We start from the raw sequence: 19510 nt of genomic DNA on the forward strand, positions 1-19510 counted from the left end.
GTCACGCAGGGCTTAGCGTCGGGCGGCAACAAGGCGAAACGGTCCGCTCGCTTTCCCGCCACCCCCCATCACCCCCCATTTCCCTGACACCACCGCGAACCCAGGCGATCCCGGGTTACGCGCGGGCCGCCGCGCGCCCACCGGCGCCCGGCGGCTCAGGGAACCGCCGAAAGGAGCAAGACAGCCGTGAAACGCAAAGCCTTACTCGCCGCGGTCGTGGGCCTCGCCACGGCCGCGACCGTGGTGTCACCCGCGAACGCCGCCCCTCCAGGGGCCGCCAGGTCGCAGGAGAGCACGCTCGCGGCGGCGGCGGCCGATCCCGCCTCGCTCGCTGCGGCGGTCGCCGACAAGGCCGTCTCCAGCCAGCTCGACGAGCTCACCAGAGGTCCGGACGAGGCGTACAGCAGGGTCTCGGTGACGCCGGGCGCGAGTGACATGTTCTACGTGGCCTACGAGCGCACGTACAAGGGCCTGCCCATGGTGGGCGGCGACGCCGTCGTGGTGACCGACGCGGCGGGGCACGTCAGGGACACGGTGGCGGCGTCGGGGCCGAGCCCGCGGGGCGTGCCGACCAGGGCCACGATCAGCGCCGGCCGCGCCACGGAGGTCGCGCGCACCCGGCTGGAGCGGGTGGACGACACGGCCGAGCCGCGCCTGGTCGTGCTGGCCTGGGGCGAGCGGCCCCGGCTGACCTGGGAGGCCGTGGTCAGCGGCATCGCCGCGGGGCAGCCGAGCATCCAGCACGTGTTCGTGGACGCGCGCACCGGGAAGATCGCCGACTCCTACGACCTCGTCCGCGCCGGCACCGGCAACGGTTACTACAACGGCCAGGTGACCATCGGCACGAGCGGCTCCGGCAGCTCGTACTCGATGACCGACACCACCAGGCCCGGCATCCAGTGCGGCGGCCAGAACGGCAGCGCCTACACCGGCACGGACGACGCGTGGGGCAACGGCTCGGGCACCAACCTGGAGACCGCCTGCGTGGACGCCCTCTACGGCGTGCAGCGCGAGTGGGAGATGCTGCGTGACTGGCTGGGCCGCAACGGCATCAACGGCAGCGGCCGCGGCTTCCCCGCCCGGGTGGGGCTGAACCAGGTCAACGCCTACTGGAACGGCAGCTACACCAACTTCGGCCACAACCAGGCCAACACCGCGCAGGCCACCCCCATCGACGTCGTGGCCCACGAGTACGGGCACGCCATCTTCCAGACCACCCCCGGCGGCGCCGGCTCCGGCAACGAGAACGGCGGCATCAACGAGGGCACCGGCGACATCTTCGGCGCGCTCACCGAGCACTACGCGAACAACCCGGGCGACCCGCCGGACTACCTGGTCGGCGAGGAGGTCAACCTGGTCGGGCAGGGCCCGATCCGCAACATGTACAACCCGGGCGCGCTCGGCGACCCGAACTGCTGGTCCTCCTCGATCCCGAACACCGAGGTGCACGCGGCGGCCGGCCCGCTGAACCACTGGTTCTACCTGCTGGCCGAGGGTAACAACCCGGGCGGCGGCAAGCCGTCCAGCCCGATCTGCTCGGGCGGCCCCTCGTCGGTCACCGGCATCGGCATCCAGAAGGCCGGCAAGATCTTCATGGGCGCCCTCTCCCGCAAGACCTCGACCTGGCGTTACGCGAACGTCCGCGCCGCCTCGGTCGCGGCCGTCATCGAGCTGTACGGCGCGAGCAGCGCGGAGTGCAACACCACCAAGGCCGCCTGGAGCGCGGTCAGCGTCGCGGCGGCGTCGGGTGAGCCCGCGTGCGGCACCCCGGGCAACGACTTCTCGCTCACGCTCAACCCGTCGTCCGGCAGCGGGTCGCCGGGCCAGCAGCTCACGGTCACGGTCAACACGCAGACCACCTCGGGCAGCGCGCAGACGGTGAACCTGTCGGCGTCCGGCCTGCCGTCCGGCACCACGGCGAGCTTCAGCCCCGCCTCGGTGACCTCGGGCAACTCCTCGACGCTGACGGTGCGGGTGGGCTCGGCCACGCCGCAGGGCACGTACCCGATCACGGTGACGGGCGCCGGCTCGACCTCGCACAGCGCCACGTACACGCTCACGGTCGGCCAGGGGCCGAACCCAGGTGACCCGCCGGACATCAGCCTGGCCAACGTCAGGGCGCACCTGGCGCAGTTCCAGTCGATCGCGACGAGCAACGGTGGGAACCGCAGGTCAACGGGCGCCGGATACACCCAGTCGGTGTCGTACATCGAGGAGAGGCTGCGCGCGGCCGGCTACACCGTGGTCAGGCAGAGCTGCACCACCTCCTACTGCAGCAGCGGCGCGGGCCCGAACCTGATCGCCGACTGGCCGGGCGGCGACGCGAACCAGGTCATCATGTCCGGCGCGCACCTCGACAGCGTGGCGGCGGGGCCCGGCATCAACGACAACGCCTCTGGCTCGGCGAACCTCCTGGAGGTCGCGCTGACCCTCGCGCAGCGCAACCCGACGCTGGCCAAGCACGTCAGGTTCGGCTGGTGGACCGACGAGGAGCAGGGGCTCAACGGGTCGGAGTACTACGTGGCCTCGCTCAGCGCCGCCGAGCGGCAGCGGATCCAGGTCTACTACAACTACGACATGACGGGCTCCACCAACGGCGGCTACTTCATCAACAACATCAACACCGCCGGGGCCGCGTACCTCAAGGAGTTCTACGACCGGCTGAGCCTGCAGCCCGAGGAGAACGTCGAGGGCGCCAACCGCTCCGACGACGCCTCCTTCCGCAACGCGGGCATCGCCAGCTCGGGCGTCGCGGCCGGCGCCAGCGCCACCAAGACCTCGGCGCAGGCGGCCAAGTGGGGCGGCACGGCCGGGCGCGCGTACGACCCGTGCTACCACGCCTCCTGCGACACCACCTCCAACATCAACGACACCGTCCTCGACCGGGCGGCGGACGCGGCCATGTACGCGGTCTGGAAGCAGGCGGTCGGCGGCACCCCGCCCACCCGCGACTTCTCGATCTCGGCGAACCCGGCGAGCGGCACCGTTCAGGCGGGCTCGGCGGCCACGTCCACCATCGGCACCAGCACCACGGCCGGCACCGCCCAGACCGTGAACCTGGCGGCCTCCGGCCTGCCGACCGGCGCCACGGCCACGTTCAACCCGGCCTCGGTGACCTCCGGCGGGTCGGCCACGCTGACCATCTCGACCGCGCCCACCACCCCGGCGGGCAGCTACACCGTCACGGTGACCGGCACGGGCGAGACGGCCACGCGGACGGCGACGTACGCGCTGACCGTCCAGGGCACGTCGGGCGGCAGGACGTTCACCAACGACACCGACCATCCGATCGCCGACCACAGCAACACCCAGAGCTCGATCTCCTCCACCGCGACAGGTGCCGCGACCTCACCGGTCCGGCTGTCCATCACGATCAGCCACACGTGCGCGGAGGACCTCGACATCTGGCTGCGCGGGCCGAACGGCACCTGGTACGTGGTCGACCGCTACGGCGGCACGACCTGCACCCCGTACGGGACCAGGACGTTCTCCGTACCGGTGAGCCAGCAGGCGGCCGGCACGTGGGTGCTCGACATCGAGGACGTCTACTCGGGTGACACCGGGTACCTCGACTCGTGGAGCATCACCGTCTAGCCGCCCTCACGACTCGGGGGTGACGGGCCCCGGCCGGTCCTCCGGCCGGGGCTCTCTCACCTCCGCCCGCGTGCGCACGCCGAGCTTCTGCAGCACGCGGGCGACGTGCGTGTCCACCGTGCGCTGGGACAGGAACAGCACCTCGGCGATCTCCCTGTTCGTCCGGCCCAGCGCCACCAGCCTGGCCACCTCGCTCTCGCGCGGCGACAACACCCCGGCGCCGGCCTTCCTGCTGCGGCGCGCGGGCGGGCGGTCGGGGCCGAGCTCGCGCAGGAGCCGGCGGCAGCGGGCGGCATCGTGCGTGGCGCCGAGCGCCGCGTACCGCTCGGCGGCATCGGCGATCAGCGCGGCGGCCCGCTCCCGGCACGAACCCCGCTCAGGCGTGCCGGCGCGGTTCGCCGCCGCCAGCCAGGCGCCCGCCTCCAGCTCGGCCGCGCGGGCCGCCGCGTACGGCCTCGGCATCGCCTGGTACGCCGCCCCCGCCCGCGCGTAACACCGCGCCGCCTCCTCGGGCGTGCCCGCGTGGCAGGCCAGCGCGCCCCTGGCCAGGTCGTGCCCGGCGTGCGCGGAGGGCGCGTCCCTGCCCTCGATGCCCGACGCGAACTCGCCGACCAGCCGGGCCGCCGCCTCCGACCGGCCGGCCTTCAGCAGGGCGGCGACGGCGGCCGGGACGAGCTGGTCGCCCCACACCCACACGCCCTTGCGCCGCAACCGGGTGACCGCCAGATCGGCCGCCGCCAGCGCCGGCTCCAGCGCGCCCCTGGTCAGGTGGAGCTCGACCAGCCCGCTCGACCCCGCCACGGCGACCGGCAGGAATCCCGAGTCCAGGTCCCGCACGCCGGCCGCCTCCAGGTGCTCGCCGGCCTCGTCCCACTCGCCCCTGGCCAGGGCCAGCACGCCGAGCGCGAGCCGGGCCTCCACCGCGAGCAGCGGCGCCTCGTACGTCATCTCGACGGCGGCCAGCGCCCGCTCGCGCAGGCCGTCCCAGCGACCGGTCAGCAGGTCGAGCCGGATCGACGACATCTCCACCAGGAACGCCGGGTACAGCGCGCCGGTCTCGTCGGCGACGCGCCTGCTCCGCTCGGCGAAGCGCCCGGCGGCGGCGTAGTGCCCGAGGGCGAGCGCGGCGTCGTACAGGTTGGAGTAGCCGCGCGCCACCTGCCTGCGCACGGCGGTGGACGGGTCGTTGACCGGCAGCGTGCCGGCCAGCTCGAACGCGTCGGGGGAGCCGACGAGCATGGCCAGGCTCACCTTGTTGGCCTGGACGGCGGCGGTCAGCTCCGGGTCCTGGTCCTCCACCAGCAGCTTCTCCGCCTGCGTCATCCACTCCTCGTGCATGGCCAGCGGCTCGCCGCCCCACACGGGCATCGCCAGCAGCGCCAGGCCGCGGGCTGCCAGGGAGGGGCTGTCGGCCAGGTCGGGGAGCGCGGCCAGGATCTCCTGCCGGCCCGCGGTGATCGCGCCGGCCTGGTTGGACAGCAGCACGCCGAGGTTGAGCCGGGCCTCGCCGCGTACCCGGGGGGACAGGAAGTCGTCGGACAGGAGGTGGCGCAGGATGCGGACGACGCGGCGGTGCGACAGGCCGATGGCGGCCACGCGGCTGAGCCTGAGCGCCAGCGGCCCACGGGCCTGCCTGGGCAGCTTCGGGTCGCTGAGCAGCCCTTCCAGCAGCTCGACGGCCAGCGGGATGTCGCCGATCGCGGCGGAGTGGTCGGCGGCGGCGCTGCCGTGCCGCTGCCACGCCGCGAAGTCGCCGGCGCGGCGGGCGTGGTGGGCGAGCTGGACGAGGGGCGGCGGGTCGAGCGCGGCCAGCGCGGCCATGGCGCGGCGGTGCGTGAGCCTGCGCTCGGGGCCGGGGATGGCGTCGTAGACGGCCTGCCGGGCGAGGGCGTGGCGGAAGCCGTACAGGCCGTCGGGGTGCTCGCGCAGCACCCCGGCCTGCAACGCCTCGCTCAGCCCCGACTCCCCGGGCTCGTCCTGCGGCGTCTGGTCCTGCGGCGTCTGGTCCTGCCGGCCGGGCGCGGCGCGCGGGGTGTGGCCCGGGGCGGCGGGGCGGGGCGCGGGCAGGCCGGCGATGGCGTTGATGAGCGGCTCTTCGGCGGGCAGGCCCATGACGGCGGCGGCGTGGACGGCGCGGAGCGCGGCGGGTGACAGCCCGGTGAGGCGTTCGGCCATGGCCTCGCGCAGCAGCACCGGCACGCCCATCCGGTCGAGCGCCTCGGGCTCGGGCAGGCGGCCCTCGTCGTCGAGCAGCGACCGCACCACCTCCTCGATCACGAACGGCACCCCCGCCGTGCGATCGTGCAGCTTCGCGGCGAAGGCGGTGGTGAGCGTGGCGGGCGCTCTCCATCCGCCAGGCGCGGCGGGCCCGCCCGATGCCTCAGGCGCGGCCTGCGCGGCAGGCACGACGGACGCGGTGGCGGCCGATCTGAGCAGCGCTCCGGCCAGCCTGCGCACCCCCTCGACGTCGAGCGGCGTCAGCGAGATCAGCTCGCTGCGCACCCCGGGCGCCCGCCGGTACGCGTGCCCGAACGGCAGCCCCGGCACCGGCAGCTCCTCCCGCCGGAACGTCACCACCAGGGCCAGCCCCTCGGGCGGCTGGTCGGTGAGGAAGCGCAGCAGGTCCCGGGTGCCGTCGTCGGCCCAGTGCAGGTCCTCGACCACCAGCACCACCATCCCGGCCGCGCCCAGCAGCGCGTGCACGGCCCGGAAGAGGTGGTGCCGCTCGGCGCGCGGGTCGCCCATGGGCGGTGGCGACGGCGCGGGCGGCAGGTGTCCCGCGAGCTCGGGCAGGTAGCCGCGCAGCGCTCCGGTGACCGGGCTGAGCCGGTCGCGGCCGGGCAGGGCCGAGGCGACGTGGCGCAGTGCGTCGAACACCGGCCCGTAAGGAAACGGCTCGCGGATCTGGTGACAGTGGCCGATCAGCACGGTCCTGTCAGGCGAGGTGAGCGGCTCGATCGCGGCTCGGACGAGGCTGGTCTTGCCGATCCCCGCCTCGCCCTGCACCTGGATGACGGCGGGCGGGCAGGTGATGGCGCCGACGAGTAATCGCAGCGGGGCGTCCCGCCCGACCAGCGCAGGAGAAGCCAGGCTTGCCATCGGGGTCTCCGTAACAGTGGCAGGTTCTCTGCATTCACCTCGCGAGTGTGCTGGCTTCTCACTGTTTCGTCCATCGTCTGTCCGGCCCGGCCGTCAGACCTGGGTCTTACGGACCTCCAGCGTCACCCCGGCGCCGGCGCGCGTGTCGAAGTAGCAGAACCCGGACCCGTCGGCCCGGCGCCCCCGCGCGACGATCCCCAGCCCCGCGCCCCGCCCCAGCTCCTCGGCCCGCGCCAGGTCGGGGGTCTCGAAGCCCAGGTGGTAGACGCCCTCCCCGAACTCGTCGAGGAAGCGCCGCTGCGGCGAGTCCAGCTCGGACGGCTCGCAGAGCTGGAGCTGGACGTTGTCCAGGTCGGCGCACTTGTAGCGCATCGCGGCCGAGGCCTCGGCGTTGGGCACGTCGTACTCCGCGTACGCGCCGCCCTTCGGGTAGTCGAACCACGGCCCGATGCCCACGCTCTCGTAGTACGCCACGGCCCGGTCCAGGTCCGCGACCACGACGCACACGTGATGGAGCTGCCTGAAGAGCGGAATCACGAGTTCTCCCTATCTGGACGGAACGCCCGGAATGGCTGTATACAGATTGGCGTACGGTAACACATACAAACTCGTTTCCCCTGGAGAGAGCCATGTACTACTTCGGTTACTGCACCTACCTGCTGGAGTCCGAGCTGCGGAAATACCTCCCGGAGGCCGTCGCGGTGACCAAGGCCAAGGCGGTCAACCGGCAGATCCAGTTCCGGGCGGCGGGCGAGCGGACCGACCGGGGCTGGTGCCACCTGGCCGACACCGGCACGTACGGCAAGGCCGCCCAGGGGATCGTGTTCGACGTCGACGACGCGCACCTGAAGGACGAGTTCGACGACTTCGACATCGTGTTCCTGACCGTCCGGGGTGACGACGGCGAGCACTACGACTGCTTCACGTACGTGCTCAGCGAGCCGGGCATCCGCATGCGCCCCCCGCGCTTCTACTGGGAGCGCGTCCCCCAGGGCCTGGCCGAGCAGGGCTTCCCCGAGGGCTACCAGGCCGAGGTGCTGCAGACCTTCGACGAGGCCGCCGAGTGCCCCGACTTCGACCGCCCCGTGCCCGCCGGCAAGCCGGGCCGCTCCGCCGACTCCCGCTAGCGGGCCCCCACCCCCCACCACTCACTCGCAGGGAGACTCGCATGTCACGAAGGCTGTTCCTCCCGGCCGTCGCCACCGCCGCCGTGCTGCTGCTGGCCGCCTGCTCCGGCGGCGGTGGCGGTGGCGGCGGCACGACGTCCTCGGGCGCCAAGGCGCCGACGGTCAACGAGGGCGTCCTCATGATCGGATCGCAGCAGTCGTACATCCCAGGGGAGTTCCGCGCGGAAGGCTCGCAGGACCTCCAGGGCTTCGGCGTGGAGATCGTCGAGGAGGTGGCCGAGCGGCTCGGCCTGACCACCCAGTGGGTGCAGGTCGACTACTCGGCGATCATCACCGGCCTGCAGGCGGGCCAGTTCGACATGGGCTCGGGCGGCATGAGCCCGAACCCGGAGCGGCTCCAGCAGGTCGACATGATCGGCTACTACCAGTCCGGCGCGACGTTCCTGGTCCGCAAGGCGGACGCGGGCAAGTACGCCACCGGCCAGGCCCTGTGCGGTCAGAAGCTCGGCATGCTGGAGGGCTCGACCACGCTGGAGAAGGCCGTGGAGAAGGAGAACGCCTCCTGCCCGGCCGGGAAGATCGGGGTCGAGCACTACACCTCGACGCCGCTCGGCCTGCAGGGGCTGCTGTCGGAGCGGATCGCGGCGTACGCGCCCGACCTGGCCCAGGCGCAGTACATCGTCAAGGAGAACCCCGACCAGTTCGCCACCACCGACTACCACCTGGTCGACTACCTGATCAACTTCACCTTCATGAAGGACAGGAACCCGGAGCTGCGCGACGCCGTCTACACCACGCTCGACGCGATGATGAAGGACGGCACGTACGGCAGGATCCTGGCCAAGTGGAACCTCGCCGTCGGAGGGCTGAAGCAGCCCGCCTACAACGGGCAGCTCGATGCCAAGCCCTGACCCGGTCTACTTCCCCGTACGCAGGCCCAGGCCCTGGGGGCAGATCCTCCAGGCCTGCGCCGTCATCGTCGCCGTCCCCCTGATCGTGCTGCCGTTCCTCCGCTCGGGCGTGTTCGACCTGGGCACGGTGGGGCGCTACCTGTTCGGGCCCACGATCCTGGAGGCGGTCTGGGGCACTCTCTCCCTGGCCACGCTGAGCACGGCGCTGGCCATCGTGCTCGGCACGGGCGTGGCGCTGCTGCGCATCAGCGGCAACGCGGTGCTGCGGGCCGCCGCGGCCGGGTTCGTGTTCGTCTTCCGCGGCACGCCGATGCTGGTGCAGCTGCTGATCTGGTTCTACGCGGTGCCCAGGGTGATCGGGCGGGTGAGCCTGTCGATCCCGTTCACGGACGTCGTGCTGATCGAGGACCAGGCGGCCAGCGTGTTCTTCACGCCGTTCGTCGCCGGGCTGTTCGCGCTGACGCTGGCGGAGAGCGCGTACATGGCGGAGGTCATCCGCAGCGGCATCCAGGGCGTGGACCAGGGGCAGCGCGACGCGGCCCGGGCCCTCGGGGTGCCCAGCGGCAAGATCACCCGGCAGATCGTGCTGGCGCAGGCGTTCCGGATCGTCATGCCGGCCGTGGGCAACCAGTACATCCTGATGATCAAGAACACGTCGCTGGCGTACGCGATCGGGTACTCGGAGATCCTGCTCTCGGTCAGCCGCGTCTACTACACCAACTTCAAGTATCTCGAACTGCTGCTCGTCGCCGCCTTCTGGTATCTGCTGCTCACCGCGCTGATCACGGTGCTGCAGCACGTCCTCGAGCGCAAGTTCCCGGCGAGGTGACGGCCATGGCAGAGGCAGCGGTCAAGATGCGATCGCGGCACGTGTTCAAGTCCTTCGGCGCCACCCAGGTGCTCAAGGACGTGTCCGTGCGGGTGCACGACGGCGAGATCGTGGCGCTCATCGGGCCCTCGGGGGCGGGCAAGTCCACGTTCCTGCGCTGCGTGAACAACCTGGAGCTGATCGACTCCGGCTACATCGAGGTGGACGGCGAGCTGATCGGCTACCGCAAAGCGGATGATCACCTGCAGCCGCTCGGCGACCGCGAGGCGAGCAGGCAGCGGGCCCGCATCGGCATGGTCTTCCAGCACTTCAACCTGTTCCGGCACATGACCGCCACCCAGAACGTGGCCTACGGCCCGCGCCAGGTGCTCGGCATGAACCGGGCGGCGGCGGAGCGGCGGGCCGTCGAGCTGCTCGGCCGGATGGGGCTGGCCGGGCGCGAGCACCACTACCCGCGCCAGCTCTCCGGCGGCCAGCAGCAGCGGGTGGCCATCGCCAGGGCGCTGGCCATGGACCCGAGCATGATCCTGCTGGACGAGCCGACCAGCGCGCTCGACCCCGAGCTGCGCGTCGAGGTCGCCACCGTCATCAGGGACCTGGCCAGGCAGGAGTGCACGATGCTGATGGCCACCCACGACATCCCGCTCGTCGAGGACATCGCGGATCGGATCATCTTCATGGTGGACGGCACGATCGTGGAGGAGGGTCCGGCCGAACAGGTGCTGAACGCGCCCGCGCACGAGCGGACCAGAGCCTTCCTGGCGAGGATGTCCAGCAGGAACGACGCCCCTGCATGACCGCCCGCGGCACGGCCAGGGACTACGGGCTCTACGCGGTGATGACGTCGATCTGGGGAGCCAGCTTCTTCTTCACCGCGATCGCCCTCAGATCGTTCAACCCGTACATGATCGTGCTCATCCGGATGGCGCTGGCCGCCGCGGCGCTGGGGATCGTGTTACGGGTGCGCGGGCTCGCCGTGCCGCGGGACCGGCGGCTGCTCGGGCACCTGGCGCTGCTCGGGGCGTTCAACATCGCGCTGCCGTTCACCCTGCTCACGGCGGCGCAGCAACACGTCACCTCCTCCACGGCGGTGGTGCTGTCGGCGACGACGCCGGTGTTCGTGTTCCTGATCGCGAGCCTGGTGACGCGGGCCGAGCGGTTCAGCGCCTCCCGGCTGGCCGGGATCGTCATCGCCTTCTTCGGCATGGCGGCGCTGTCGGGCGGCTCCGCGGCCGGTGGAGCCTGGCCCCTCGCCGTCGTCGCCAGCTCCGCGATCTTCGCGATCGGCAACGTCTACACCCGCACGCACCTCCCGCACCTGGACCCGGCCGTGATCGCCTACGGCCAGCTCACGGCCGCCACCCTCTGGCTCGTGCCGGCCACGGCCCTGACGGGCAACCTCTCGGCCGGGCGCCCGGCACTCCTGCCGGTGCTGGCCGTGGTGGAGCTGGGCCTGCTCGCCTCGGCCGCCGGATACCTGCTCTACTTCCGGTTCATCCTGCGGTGGGGCTCGACCGCGGCGTCGGTCAACACCTACCTGCAGCCGTTCGTCGGCCTGCTGCTCAGCGTGCTGGTGCTGGACGAGGCGATGAGCGCCCGGCAGTGGGGCGCGCTGGCCGTGATCCTGCTCGGCCTGCTGACCTTCGGCCTCGGCCCGGCGCTCGTCAGCCGAGCCCGAGCGCGGCCACGATGATGCGGGTGGTGTTGTTGACGTGAGCGCGCGCCACCCGCGCCGCCGTCTCGGCGTCCTTGGCCGCGATGGCCGCGACCAGCTCGCGGTGCTGGGTGTTGACCACCTCGTCGTCGGCCGGGGTGAAGACCACGGGCTGGTTGAAGTTCCAGTAGTTGACCTTCGTGCGCCGGTAGAACTGGACGACCAGCGAGTTGCCCGCCCCGTCGGTGATGATCTCGTGGAACTCGTTGTTCAGCTCGTTGAGCTTCGGCCGCGAGATCCCCGGCACCTCCATCTGCTCGATGAGCTCCTCCAGCCGCGCCAGCCGCTCGCCGTCGAGCCGCTCGGCCGCGAGGTAGGCGGCGTGGGCCTCGATGCCGGCCCGCGCCTCGATGATCTCCAGGATCTCCTCCGGCGCGTGGTCGCGCACGAACCAGCCCTTGCGCTGGACGACCAGCCCCTCCTGGCGCAGCCGCAGCAGCGCCTCGCGCACCGGCGTGCGGCTCACCTGCAGCCAGTCGGCGAGCTCCTCCTCGACCAGGCGGTGGTTGGGCCGGAACTCGGCGGCCAGGATGGCGTCACGCAGCCGCTCGTGCACGACGTCGGCCATGAACTCCGCGGTGCGGCGGCTCTTGCGCTCGGGCATTGCGGCCATGGTGCTCCTATGATGGGGTCACACTCCTGTATACAGGAGTGTACACAATGTCGTGAGTGCTCCATAAGTGATCTTGATGAGCGATAATGATCTTGTGCGGGCCCTGACCGCAGCCGGGGCTCGCACGCCCGCCACAGGTAGGCTTGCGTCCATCATGGAGACCACGGTGGGGCTGCGGGAACGCAAGAAGGCCGAGACCCGTCAGGCCGTGCACGAGGCGGCCTTGCGGCTCGTGGTCGAGCACGGCCTCGACGCCGTCACCGTCGAGGCGATCGCCGACGCCGCCAACATCTCGCGGCGCACGTTCTCCAACTACTTCTCCGGCAAGGAGGACGCGCTCCTGTACGGCGAGGAGCAGCGCATCCGGGCGCTGGTGGAGCAGCTGCGCGCCCAGCCGGAAGGGCTGACGGCCTGGCAGGCCCTGCGGCGATCGATCGACGACGTGCAGCGGGAGCTGCAGGAGCCAGAGCGCGAATGGGCGCTGCGCACCCGCCTCGCCAAGCGCCACCCCTCGCTGCTGGCCCGCCAGCTCGCCAACCACGCGGCCCTGGAGCGCGACCTCGTCGAGGCGGTCGGCGACCGGCCCACCACGGTGCCGCCCCGGGTGCTGGCCGCGGCCTTCCTGGTGGCGCTGCGGGTGGCCGCGCACCTGTGGGCGGAGGAGCGGGAGGCGCGCACGCTGCGCGAGGTCATGAGCGAGACGCTCGACCAGATGGCCCAGCAGTTCACCTGACCGGGCAAGGGTGAGGGGCGCGGCGACCTGCTCGCCGCGCCCCCCGGAGTCCTCCGGCTAGGCGGGGATGGTCCACTGCTGCGGGAACAGGCCGTTGCAGTCGTAGATCTGCAGCTTCGTGCCGTTGGCGGTGGCGCCCTGGGGCGCGTCGAGACAGCGGCCCGACTGCGGGTTGAACAGGGAGCCGTCCGAGCGGTGCGTCCACTTCTGGGCGCCGCTGCCGTTGCACTCCCAGAGCTGCACCTCGGTGTGGTTGGCGGTGCCCTGCGCGTCCACGTCCAGGCACTTGCCGAAGGCGCGCAGGCTGCCCTCAGGGTGCCGCGACCAGCGCTGGCCGGTGGCCACGCCGCAGTCCCAGAGCTGGGCGGCGTTGCCGTTGGCGTTGGTGTTGGTGTCGACGTCCAGGCACTTGCCGCCGGGGCCGGTGATGCGCACCGCCTTGGCGGGCAGCGTGCCGAGGCCGTACCTGACCTGGCACTGGTTGCCCGTCAGGCGGGTCGCGGTCAGGTAGAGGAAGTCGGTGCCGTTCGCCGACGGCACGACGGGGGAGCTGTAGCCGGGGCAGGAGGGCTCGCCGGGGTTGTAGCCGCCGGTCGGCGAGGTGAGCGCGGGCGCCTCGATCTCGGTCCACTCGCCGGCGCCCAGGTTGGTGTTGGCGAATATCACCTGGCCCGACTCGCCCAGCACGGTCTTGTCGCCGGTCGGCCCCGCCACGACGCGCTGGCCCGACAACAGCAGCGTGCCGTTCGGGCCGCCGCCCGGCAGCCAGGCCACGTACGGGGTGTGCAGCAGCTCCCGCTGGTCCGCGGTGCGCACGAGGGTGCCGGCTCCGGTGCCCCAGTTGAGGCCGTTGGAGCTGGTCTTGACGTACACCTCGCACGCGTGGTCGGCGTCCGTGGCGTCCCTGCACAGCTCGTACGCCATCAGGAACGTGCCGTTCGGCAGCCCTGTCACGATCGACATGCCGGGCCTGGCCAGATTGTCGGCGGGGAAGGCCACGTCCAGGGTCATCGTGGCGCTCCAGGACCGGCCGCCGTCGGTGGAGGTGTAGTGGCCGATGACCTGGTTGTTCGTGGCGCTGTTCGCGGGCCGTTCGTCGGAGATGAAGCAGGCCAGCGTGTTGTCCGGGGCGAGCAGGAACCACGGCTCCCAGATGCCGTGCCCGATCGTGTCGGGCAGGCCGCTGGTCTGCGTGCAGTTGGACAGGTACGTCCACGTCACGCCGTGGTCGGTGCTCCTGAACACCTCGACCTTCTGCGCCGTGTAGTCGCCGTCCACCCAGGCGGTCCCGGCCGCCAGGATGTCGCCCTGGTTCAGGCCGTTGGCCGTGCGCGGCACCTCGTACAGGACGGGCGCCCCGATGCCCCAGCCCGGGGTGTGGGAGGTGACGGTGGAGATCGGGCCGGCCGACCAGGTGCGGCCGCCGTCGGTGCTGCGGTGGATCGGGAACGAGGCGGGCGCGTTGTGGCCGCGCCTGGCGTACGTGGCGAGCATCGTCTCGTTCGCCGAGCCGTCGTGGTCGAGCCTGATCGCCCTCGGGTAACTGGCGTCACCCTGGGGGAACGCGGACAGGTCGGGCGAGTAGAGCACCTGGCCGGCGGGGGCCGCGGAAGCGGGGCCGGCCAGTGCTCCGAGGCAGGTGGCGATGAGGGCTAACGCGGTCACGAGCCGCGCGGGGGGTGTCAGCCGCACTACTGGTCTCCTTTAGCGGTTGTCTCCGATGACGAAGCCGGTGAAGGTGTCGACGTCCACGGCGGAGCGGGCCACGACCGCGCCGTCGCTGATGAGGGCGAGGTGCAGGCGCCCGCTGGTCCAGCCGTCCGGCAGCTCGGCGCGCACCTCGGCGGCGGCGCTGAGCAGGAACGGCTTGGCCTCGATCCACGGGCCCCGCGCCCCGGGGGACGCGGGCGCCGCGCCGAAGACCGGGGTCCAGGCGGTGTGCAGGTGGCCGTTGACCGGCGCGCCGCCGTGGTGCGAGACGCGTACGGGCACGCTCACCTCGCGCGACTCGCTGAGCAGGTCACGGCCGGGCGCGACGGGCACGACGTCGAGCACCAGCGTCGTGGTGGCGTTCACGTCGGCCGGGTCCACCCCGGCCAGGTCCTTGGCGCGGCGTTCGAAGTCGAGCAGGCCGGCCATCTCGTGCTCGATGTCGTACAGCTCGGTGTAGACGTAACCGGCCACGCGGTCGTGGCGGCGCAGCTCCTGGGTCTGCCAGCGAAGCTGCCAGCCGCGCTCGACGGAGGTGAAGCCGGTGCCGTACTCGCTGTTGAGATTGGGCAGGCCGCGCAGCGGCTGGCCGGGGCTGCCGGCGAGCTTCTTGCGCACCACGAAGTCGGGGCCGAGCTTGACGGGGAAGTCATCCTGCTCGCCGTTCAGCAGGGCGGCGACCGTCCTGCCCCAGGAGGCCGCGGACTCGTCGTAGTAGTGCCAGTCGAGCAGGTCGGTCTTGACGTGCGTCCAGCCGGAGTTGTCGACGGCGGGCCTGCTCGCGTCGAGCGCCTTGAGCAGGTCGTACGCCTGCGCCGTCGCCGCCTGCTTGGCCGGGTCGCCGGGGATGTCCCAGTCGAGGCCCCACTCCTCGTTGTACAGGCCCCAGATGACGATCGCGGGCGAGTTGCCGTCGCGCTCGACCATGGGCGCGATCTGCTCCTCGAACGCCGCCACCGAGTCGGCGGAGAAGCGGCCGGTCGCGGCCGGCTCGGCCCACACCAGCATGCCGAGCACGTCGGCGTGGTGGACGAAGCGCGGGTCCTCCAGCTTGAGGTGCTTACGCACCAGGTTGTAGCCGGCCTTCGCGGCCAGCTCGATGTCGCGGCGCAGCGCGGCGTCGTCGGGCGGGGTGATGCCGGTCAGCGGCCAGTACCCCTGGTCGAGCACGCCGCGGACGAACAGGCGGCTGCCGTTGAGGTACAGGTCCTCGCCGATCACCTCGATGCGGCGCAGCCCGGTGTAGGCGGCGACGGTGTCGGTGCCGTCGGCCGAGGCCAGCGTGGCGTCCACGTGGTAGAGGTGCGGGTCCTCCGGCGACCACAGGCGCGGCTCGGCGACCGGGATCACGGCCTCGGCCAGGCCGTTCACGACCGGCACTTCGACGCTCAGATCCGTGCCGCGCAGGCTCAGCACGAGCGTGGCCTCAGCGGTCCCGCCGACCCGGGCCTCCACTTCGATGGCGTCGAGCCCGTCCGAGGGGCGCAGCTTCAGCCCCGCCAGGTACGTCGCGGGCCTGGCCTCCAGCCAGACGCTCTGCCAGATGCCCGAGGAGGGCGTGAAGCAGACGCCGTCGAAGTCGTCGCGCGGGATGCTGCGCTGCTTGCCGTGCGCGAGCTCGCGCTTGTCCAGCGGCGCCGAGACCCGTACCACGACCTCCTGCTCGCCCTGGGAGCGGAGCGCGTCGGTGATGTCGGCCTCGAACGGCGTGTACCCGCCCCGGTGGCTGACCACCTCGACGTCGTTCACCCACACGGTGGCCTCGTGGTGCACGGCGCCGAACTGGATCACGACCCGCTGCCCGCGCCATCCGGCGGGGACGGTGAACGTGCGGCGGTACCAGGCCACGGGCAGCCAGTGGGCCTCGATGCCCGACGCGGGGGTCTCCCAGGCGAAGGGCACGGTGATGGTCCGGTCGTAGCCCTGCTCGGTGTCGGCCCGGAAGCCCCAGTCGCCGTTCAGGCTCGACCAGGAGTGTGACCGGTCGAAGTGGGGGCGGGGGTACTCCATGTCGCTCTCTTTCATGATCCGGGTCAGCCCTTGACGCTGCCCGCGAGGATGCCGTTGATGAAGTGGCGCTGCAGCAGTACGAAGATCACCAACAGCGGCAGCATGGCGATGCTCCCGGCGGCCAGCAGCTCGCCCCACACGGTGGCGAAGTCGGCGCCGATGCGGTTGCCGGTGACGTTCTGGGCCAGCGTGGACAGCACCACCTGGAGGGTCTGGTGCGCGGTGTCGTTGACGGCGACGACCGGCCAGACGAAGTCGTTGTAGATGTTCATGGTGGTCAGCACGGCCAGCGCGGCCAGGCCCGGCCGGATGACCGGCAGCACGACCTTGTAGAAGATGCCGAACTCGCCGGCCCCGTCCACCCGCCCGGCGTCGATCAGCTCGTTCGGGATGGCGGCGATCGTCTGCCGCATCCAGAAGATGCTGAACGCGTCGACGCTGCCCGGCAGGATCAGCGCCTGGTAGGTGTTCACCCAGCGGAGCGCGCTCATCTCCAGCAACAGCGGGATGATCAGCACCAGCGTCGGCAGCATCAGCGTCAGCAGCACGACGCCGAAGAGCAGATTCTTGAAAGGGAAGTCGTACTTGGCGAAGGCGTAGCCGGCCAGCGGGCAGAAGACCATCGTCATCCCGCCCTTGACCAGCAGCACGATCGCCGTGTTCAGGAACCCGGTGCCGATCGGCACGTCGGCGAACATCGCCCGGTAGTTGTCCAGCGTCAGCTCGCCGATCGACAGCGGGCTGGCGATGATCTCGGCCGCCGGCTTGAGCGAGGAGCTGACCGCCCACCAGATCGGGGAGAGGAACACGATCGCGAGCAGGGCCAGCAGCACGTACTGCCCGATCCCGGGCCTGTTCTGGCTCATGACACCTCGTCCTTCGGGCGCAGCATCCTGACGGAGACCAGCGACAGGCCGAAGACCAGCAGGACCAGCAGGAACGAGTTCGCGGCGCCGGTGCCCAGGTCGGAGGCGGTGATGTGGTCGTAGAGGTAGAGCCCCGCGGTGGTGGTGGAGCCGTACGGGCCGCCCTCGGTGACCACGAACGGCTCGGCGAACATCTGGAAGACGGCCAGCGTCTGGATGACCACGAGGAACGCCATGCTCCGGCGCACCAGCGGCACGGTGATCGACCAGAACTGGCGCCAGCGGGAGGCGCCGTCGAGCGAGGCGGCCTCGTACACGCCGCCGGGGACGGCCTGCAGGCCGGCGAGCAGGATGATGATCGCGAACCCGGTGGTCTTCCACAGGAACAGCAGCGCCAGCGTGGGCTTGGACCACGCGGTGGAGGTCAGCCAGCCCACGTCGGGCAGGCCCACCAGGTTGAGCAGGTAGTTGATCAGGCCGTGGTCCTGGTCGAACACCACGATCCACACCTGCGCCATGGCCACCAGCGGCGTCACGAACGGCGCGATGAACGCCACCCGGAAGAACCCGCGCAGCCGCAGTTTGGCGTTGGCCAGCAGCACCGCGCCGCCCAGCCCGGCCACGATCTGGATCGGCACGACGAGCAGCCACATGACCGCGCTGTTGCCCAGCGAGGACCAGAATTCCGGGCTGGTCAGCAGGTACAGGTAGTTGTCGAGGCCGACCCAGCGGGCCTCGCTCCCGCCCCGCCAGCGCATGAAGCTGAGCTGCAGCGCGTAGATCAGCGGGTAGAGCCCGAACGCGCCGAAGACCACGAAGAACGGGGCGATGAACAGGTACGGCGTCAGCCGTACGGAGCGCAGCCTCATGAGCGGTCGATCAGGTTCTTCTGAATCTTCGCGGCCGACTCGCTGATCACTTGGTCAGGGGACATCTTGCCTTCCATCAGGCGTTGCATGTTGTTGCCGAGGTAGTCCACGGACTGCGCCCACCACCACGGGATCGGCGCGGCGGCCGGGATGCTCGCGCCCGCCTCGACGGCGACCTTCCACAGGTCCTGGCCGCCGAGCGCCTCGATCGGCTTGAACAGCGGCTTGGCCGGGTCGGCGGCCGGGGTGTAGCTGGGGATCGAGGTGGACAGGCCGCCGGGGTAGACGTCGTTGGGGCCGTACACGGCGGTGTAGCCGGGCTCCTTGAAGCACAGGAACTCGTACAGCAGCCAGGCCAGCTCCGGGTTCTTGGCCTTGGCGGGGATGATGAAGCTGCTGCCGCCCATGGCGCCGCTGCGCGCGCCGCCCGGCGTCCAGGCGGGCAGCGGCGCCGCGCGCCACTTGCCCTTGGTGTTCTTGAGGAGCTGCTGCGGCGCGAACGACCACCAGATCGCCCATGGCACGAACACCTGCTGGCCGTTGTCGAGCGTGTTGACGTCGGCCTGCTCCAGGTAGGGGGCGTGGGTGACGAGACCGTCCTTGACCGCGGTCTGGATCCAGGTGAAGATCCGCCGGTACTCCTCGGATTCGAGCCGCAGTCTGCCCTGGGCGTCGGTGAGGCTCGTGCCCTGCTGGTTCGCCAGCATCTCCAGCCAGAGCTGGCTGAGGAACGGGGTCTTCTCCAGGTGGATGGGCCTGGTCTTCGGGTCCTTCTCCTTGATCGTCCGGGAGGCGGCGAGCAGGTCGTCGTACGTGGCCAGGCTCGCCGGGTCGACGCCGGCGCTCTCCAGGACGTCCTCCCGGTACCAGAGCAGGCCCGGGTCCAGGTCCCACGGGACGCCGTAGATCTTGCCGTCCACGGTGTTCACCGACAGCTTGTACGCCGAGGTCTGCTCCTTGTACGGCGCGATCAGGTCGGTCAGGTCGAACAGGTGCTCCGCCTGCCCGCCGATCTTGGCGTCGTCCCAGAAGCTGCCGTCGGGCACGTCGGTGCCGCTGATCAGCGTGTTGGCCAGCTTGGCGTCGATGTCCACGGCCTGGTGGTCGACCTTGACGTTCGGGTACGCCTGGCGGAACTTGGCGATCGCGGCGTCGAACACCTTGAACAGGTCCCCCGACCGGTTCCAGATCGTGATCTCGCCCTTGGCGGCGGAGCCGGACGCGGAGGGCGCGGCCAGGCTGCTCGGCTGGGCGCTCGTGCCGCCCGGAGCCGCGCACGCGGCGGCCAGTGACCCGGTGGCGGCGAGCGTGCCGATGCCGAGGGCTCCCTTGAGGAAGCCGCGGCGGCCAATGGGGGATGTAGTCATCTTCGACTCCTCGCCGGACGGGGAAGGGGGTTGTGAAGGCTCTGCAACGATGCAGACATAATGCATAC

At 71.3% G+C, this 19510-nt stretch carries 15 protein-coding genes; 7 read left to right on the forward strand and 8 right to left on the reverse strand.

The features are described from left to right. The first annotated feature begins 186 nt into the window (after nt 1–186). Nucleotides 187–3594 carry a M28 family peptidase gene (locus HD597_RS53135; RefSeq protein WP_253755460.1) on the forward strand — a complete coding sequence of 1136 codons (3408 nt, stop codon included), beginning with the start codon at nt 187–189 and terminating at the stop codon, nt 3592–3594. A gap of 6 nt (nt 3595–3600) precedes the next feature. Here the strand turns inward: HD597_RS53135 and HD597_RS53140 are convergent, their stop codons facing one another. Together HD597_RS53140 and HD597_RS53145 are read right to left on the reverse strand one after the other, a co-directional pair. Further along, on the reverse strand, nt 3601–6693 hold the full coding sequence (locus tag HD597_RS53140) for a helix-turn-helix transcriptional regulator (protein ID WP_253755462.1): 3093 nt from the start codon (nt 6691–6693) through the stop codon (nt 3601–3603). Between the two features lie 93 nt (nt 6694–6786). Beyond that, on the reverse strand, nt 6787–7230 hold the full coding sequence (locus HD597_RS53145; RefSeq protein WP_253755464.1) for a VOC family protein: 444 nt from the start codon (nt 7228–7230) through the stop codon (nt 6787–6789). Nucleotides 7231–7322: 92 nt separating this feature from the next. On the opposite strand from HD597_RS53145, the gene HD597_RS53150 reads away from it, so the two are divergent. Genes HD597_RS53150 through HD597_RS53170 form a run of 5 tightly spaced genes read left to right on the forward strand, consistent with a single transcriptional unit; the run spans nt 7323 to nt 11253 of the window. Next, the gene (locus HD597_RS53150; RefSeq protein ID WP_253755466.1) at nt 7323–7820 is read left to right on the forward strand and encodes a gamma-glutamylcyclotransferase family protein; all 498 of its coding nucleotides are present in this window, start codon (nt 7323–7325) and stop codon (nt 7818–7820) included. Between the two features lie 41 nt (nt 7821–7861). Further along, entirely contained in the window at nt 7862–8731 is an 870-nt protein-coding gene (locus tag HD597_RS53155; RefSeq protein WP_253755468.1) for a transporter substrate-binding domain-containing protein, read from the forward strand. Continuing rightward, nucleotides 8718–9560 (forward strand): amino acid ABC transporter permease, encoded by an 843-nt coding sequence (locus HD597_RS53160; RefSeq protein ID WP_253755470.1) that lies wholly within the window; start codon nt 8718–8720, stop codon nt 9558–9560. The genes HD597_RS53155 and HD597_RS53160 overlap by 14 nt, the downstream gene beginning before the upstream one ends. Before the next feature lie 5 nt (nt 9561–9565). Then, nucleotides 9566–10357, forward strand: a complete 792-nt coding sequence (locus HD597_RS53165; RefSeq protein ID WP_253755472.1) for an amino acid ABC transporter ATP-binding protein — start codon at nt 9566–9568, stop codon at nt 10355–10357. Further along, nucleotides 10354–11253 (forward strand): DMT family transporter, encoded by a 900-nt coding sequence (locus tag HD597_RS53170; RefSeq protein ID WP_253755474.1) that lies wholly within the window; start codon nt 10354–10356, stop codon nt 11251–11253. Before HD597_RS53165 ends, HD597_RS53170 begins: the two co-directional genes overlap by 4 nt. On the opposite strand, the gene HD597_RS53175 is transcribed toward HD597_RS53170, so the two are convergent. Continuing rightward, complete coding sequence (locus tag HD597_RS53175) at nt 11225–11878, reverse strand: GntR family transcriptional regulator (RefSeq protein WP_253755476.1); 654 nt, start codon at nt 11876–11878, stop codon at nt 11225–11227. The genes HD597_RS53170 and HD597_RS53175 overlap by 29 nt on opposite strands. 163 nt (nt 11879–12041) lie before the next feature. On the opposite strand from HD597_RS53175, the gene HD597_RS53180 reads away from it, so the two are divergent. Next, nucleotides 12042–12620, forward strand: a complete 579-nt coding sequence (locus HD597_RS53180; protein ID WP_253755478.1) for a TetR/AcrR family transcriptional regulator — start codon at nt 12042–12044, stop codon at nt 12618–12620. A 57-nt stretch (nt 12621–12677) separates the two neighbouring features. On the opposite strand, the gene HD597_RS53185 is transcribed toward HD597_RS53180, so the two are convergent. Genes HD597_RS53185 through HD597_RS53205 form a run of 5 tightly spaced genes read right to left on the reverse strand, consistent with a single transcriptional unit; the run spans nt 12678 to nt 19442 of the window. Then, nucleotides 12678–14312 (reverse strand): sialidase family protein, encoded by a 1635-nt coding sequence (locus tag HD597_RS53185; protein WP_253755480.1) that lies wholly within the window; start codon nt 14310–14312, stop codon nt 12678–12680. 12 nt (nt 14313–14324) lie between these two features. Further along, nucleotides 14325–16340 carry a glycoside hydrolase family 2 protein gene (locus tag HD597_RS53190; RefSeq protein ID WP_253755482.1) on the reverse strand — a complete coding sequence of 672 codons (2016 nt, stop codon included), beginning with the start codon at nt 16338–16340 and terminating at the stop codon, nt 14325–14327. A 23-nt stretch (nt 16341–16363) separates the two neighbouring features. Next, on the reverse strand, nt 16364–17206 hold the full coding sequence (locus HD597_RS53195; protein ID WP_253755484.1) for a carbohydrate ABC transporter permease: 843 nt from the start codon (nt 17204–17206) through the stop codon (nt 16364–16366). After that, nucleotides 17203–18075: a carbohydrate ABC transporter permease gene (locus HD597_RS53200; RefSeq protein ID WP_253755486.1), complete on the reverse strand. Its 873-nt coding sequence runs from the start codon at nt 18073–18075 to the stop codon at nt 17203–17205. Before HD597_RS53200 ends, HD597_RS53195 begins: the two co-directional genes overlap by 4 nt. Beyond that, nucleotides 18072–19442 (reverse strand): ABC transporter substrate-binding protein, encoded by a 1371-nt coding sequence (locus tag HD597_RS53205; RefSeq protein ID WP_253755488.1) that lies wholly within the window; start codon nt 19440–19442, stop codon nt 18072–18074. The genes HD597_RS53200 and HD597_RS53205 overlap by 4 nt, the downstream gene beginning before the upstream one ends. Nucleotides 19443–19510: the final 68 nt, after the last annotated feature.

This window comes from Nonomuraea thailandensis (assembly GCF_024172165.1).
GTDB lineage: Bacteria > Actinomycetota > Actinomycetes > Streptosporangiales > Streptosporangiaceae > Nonomuraea > Nonomuraea thailandensis.

What these genes read in the sequence shown, in the direction of transcription:
- HD597_RS53205 (WP_253755488.1), bottom strand. Translation starts at nt 19,442, where the DNA reads ATGACTACATCCCCCATTGGCCGCCGCGGCTTCCTCAAGGGAGCCCTC.
- HD597_RS53195 (WP_253755484.1), bottom strand. Translation starts at nt 17,206, where the DNA reads ATGAGCCAGAACAGGCCCGGGATCGGGCAGTACGTGCTGCTGGCCCTG.
- HD597_RS53200 (WP_253755486.1), bottom strand. Translation starts at nt 18,075, where the DNA reads ATGAGGCTGCGCTCCGTACGGCTGACGCCGTACCTGTTCATCGCCCCG.
- HD597_RS53190 (WP_253755482.1), bottom strand. Translation starts at nt 16,340, where the DNA reads ATGGAGTACCCCCGCCCCCACTTCGACCGGTCACACTCCTGGTCGAGC.
- HD597_RS53140 (WP_253755462.1), bottom strand. Translation starts at nt 6,693, where the DNA reads ATGGCAAGCCTGGCTTCTCCTGCGCTGGTCGGGCGGGACGCCCCGCTG.
- HD597_RS53155 (WP_253755468.1), top strand. Translation starts at nt 7,862, where the DNA reads ATGTCACGAAGGCTGTTCCTCCCGGCCGTCGCCACCGCCGCCGTGCTG.
- HD597_RS53150 (WP_253755466.1), top strand. Translation starts at nt 7,323, where the DNA reads ATGTACTACTTCGGTTACTGCACCTACCTGCTGGAGTCCGAGCTGCGG.
- HD597_RS53165 (WP_253755472.1), top strand. Translation starts at nt 9,566, where the DNA reads ATGGCAGAGGCAGCGGTCAAGATGCGATCGCGGCACGTGTTCAAGTCC.
- HD597_RS53170 (WP_253755474.1), top strand. Translation starts at nt 10,354, where the DNA reads ATGACCGCCCGCGGCACGGCCAGGGACTACGGGCTCTACGCGGTGATG.
- HD597_RS53175 (WP_253755476.1), bottom strand. Translation starts at nt 11,878, where the DNA reads ATGCCCGAGCGCAAGAGCCGCCGCACCGCGGAGTTCATGGCCGACGTC.
- HD597_RS53160 (WP_253755470.1), top strand. Translation starts at nt 8,718, where the DNA reads ATGCCAAGCCCTGACCCGGTCTACTTCCCCGTACGCAGGCCCAGGCCC.
- HD597_RS53180 (WP_253755478.1), top strand. Translation starts at nt 12,042, where the DNA reads ATGGAGACCACGGTGGGGCTGCGGGAACGCAAGAAGGCCGAGACCCGT.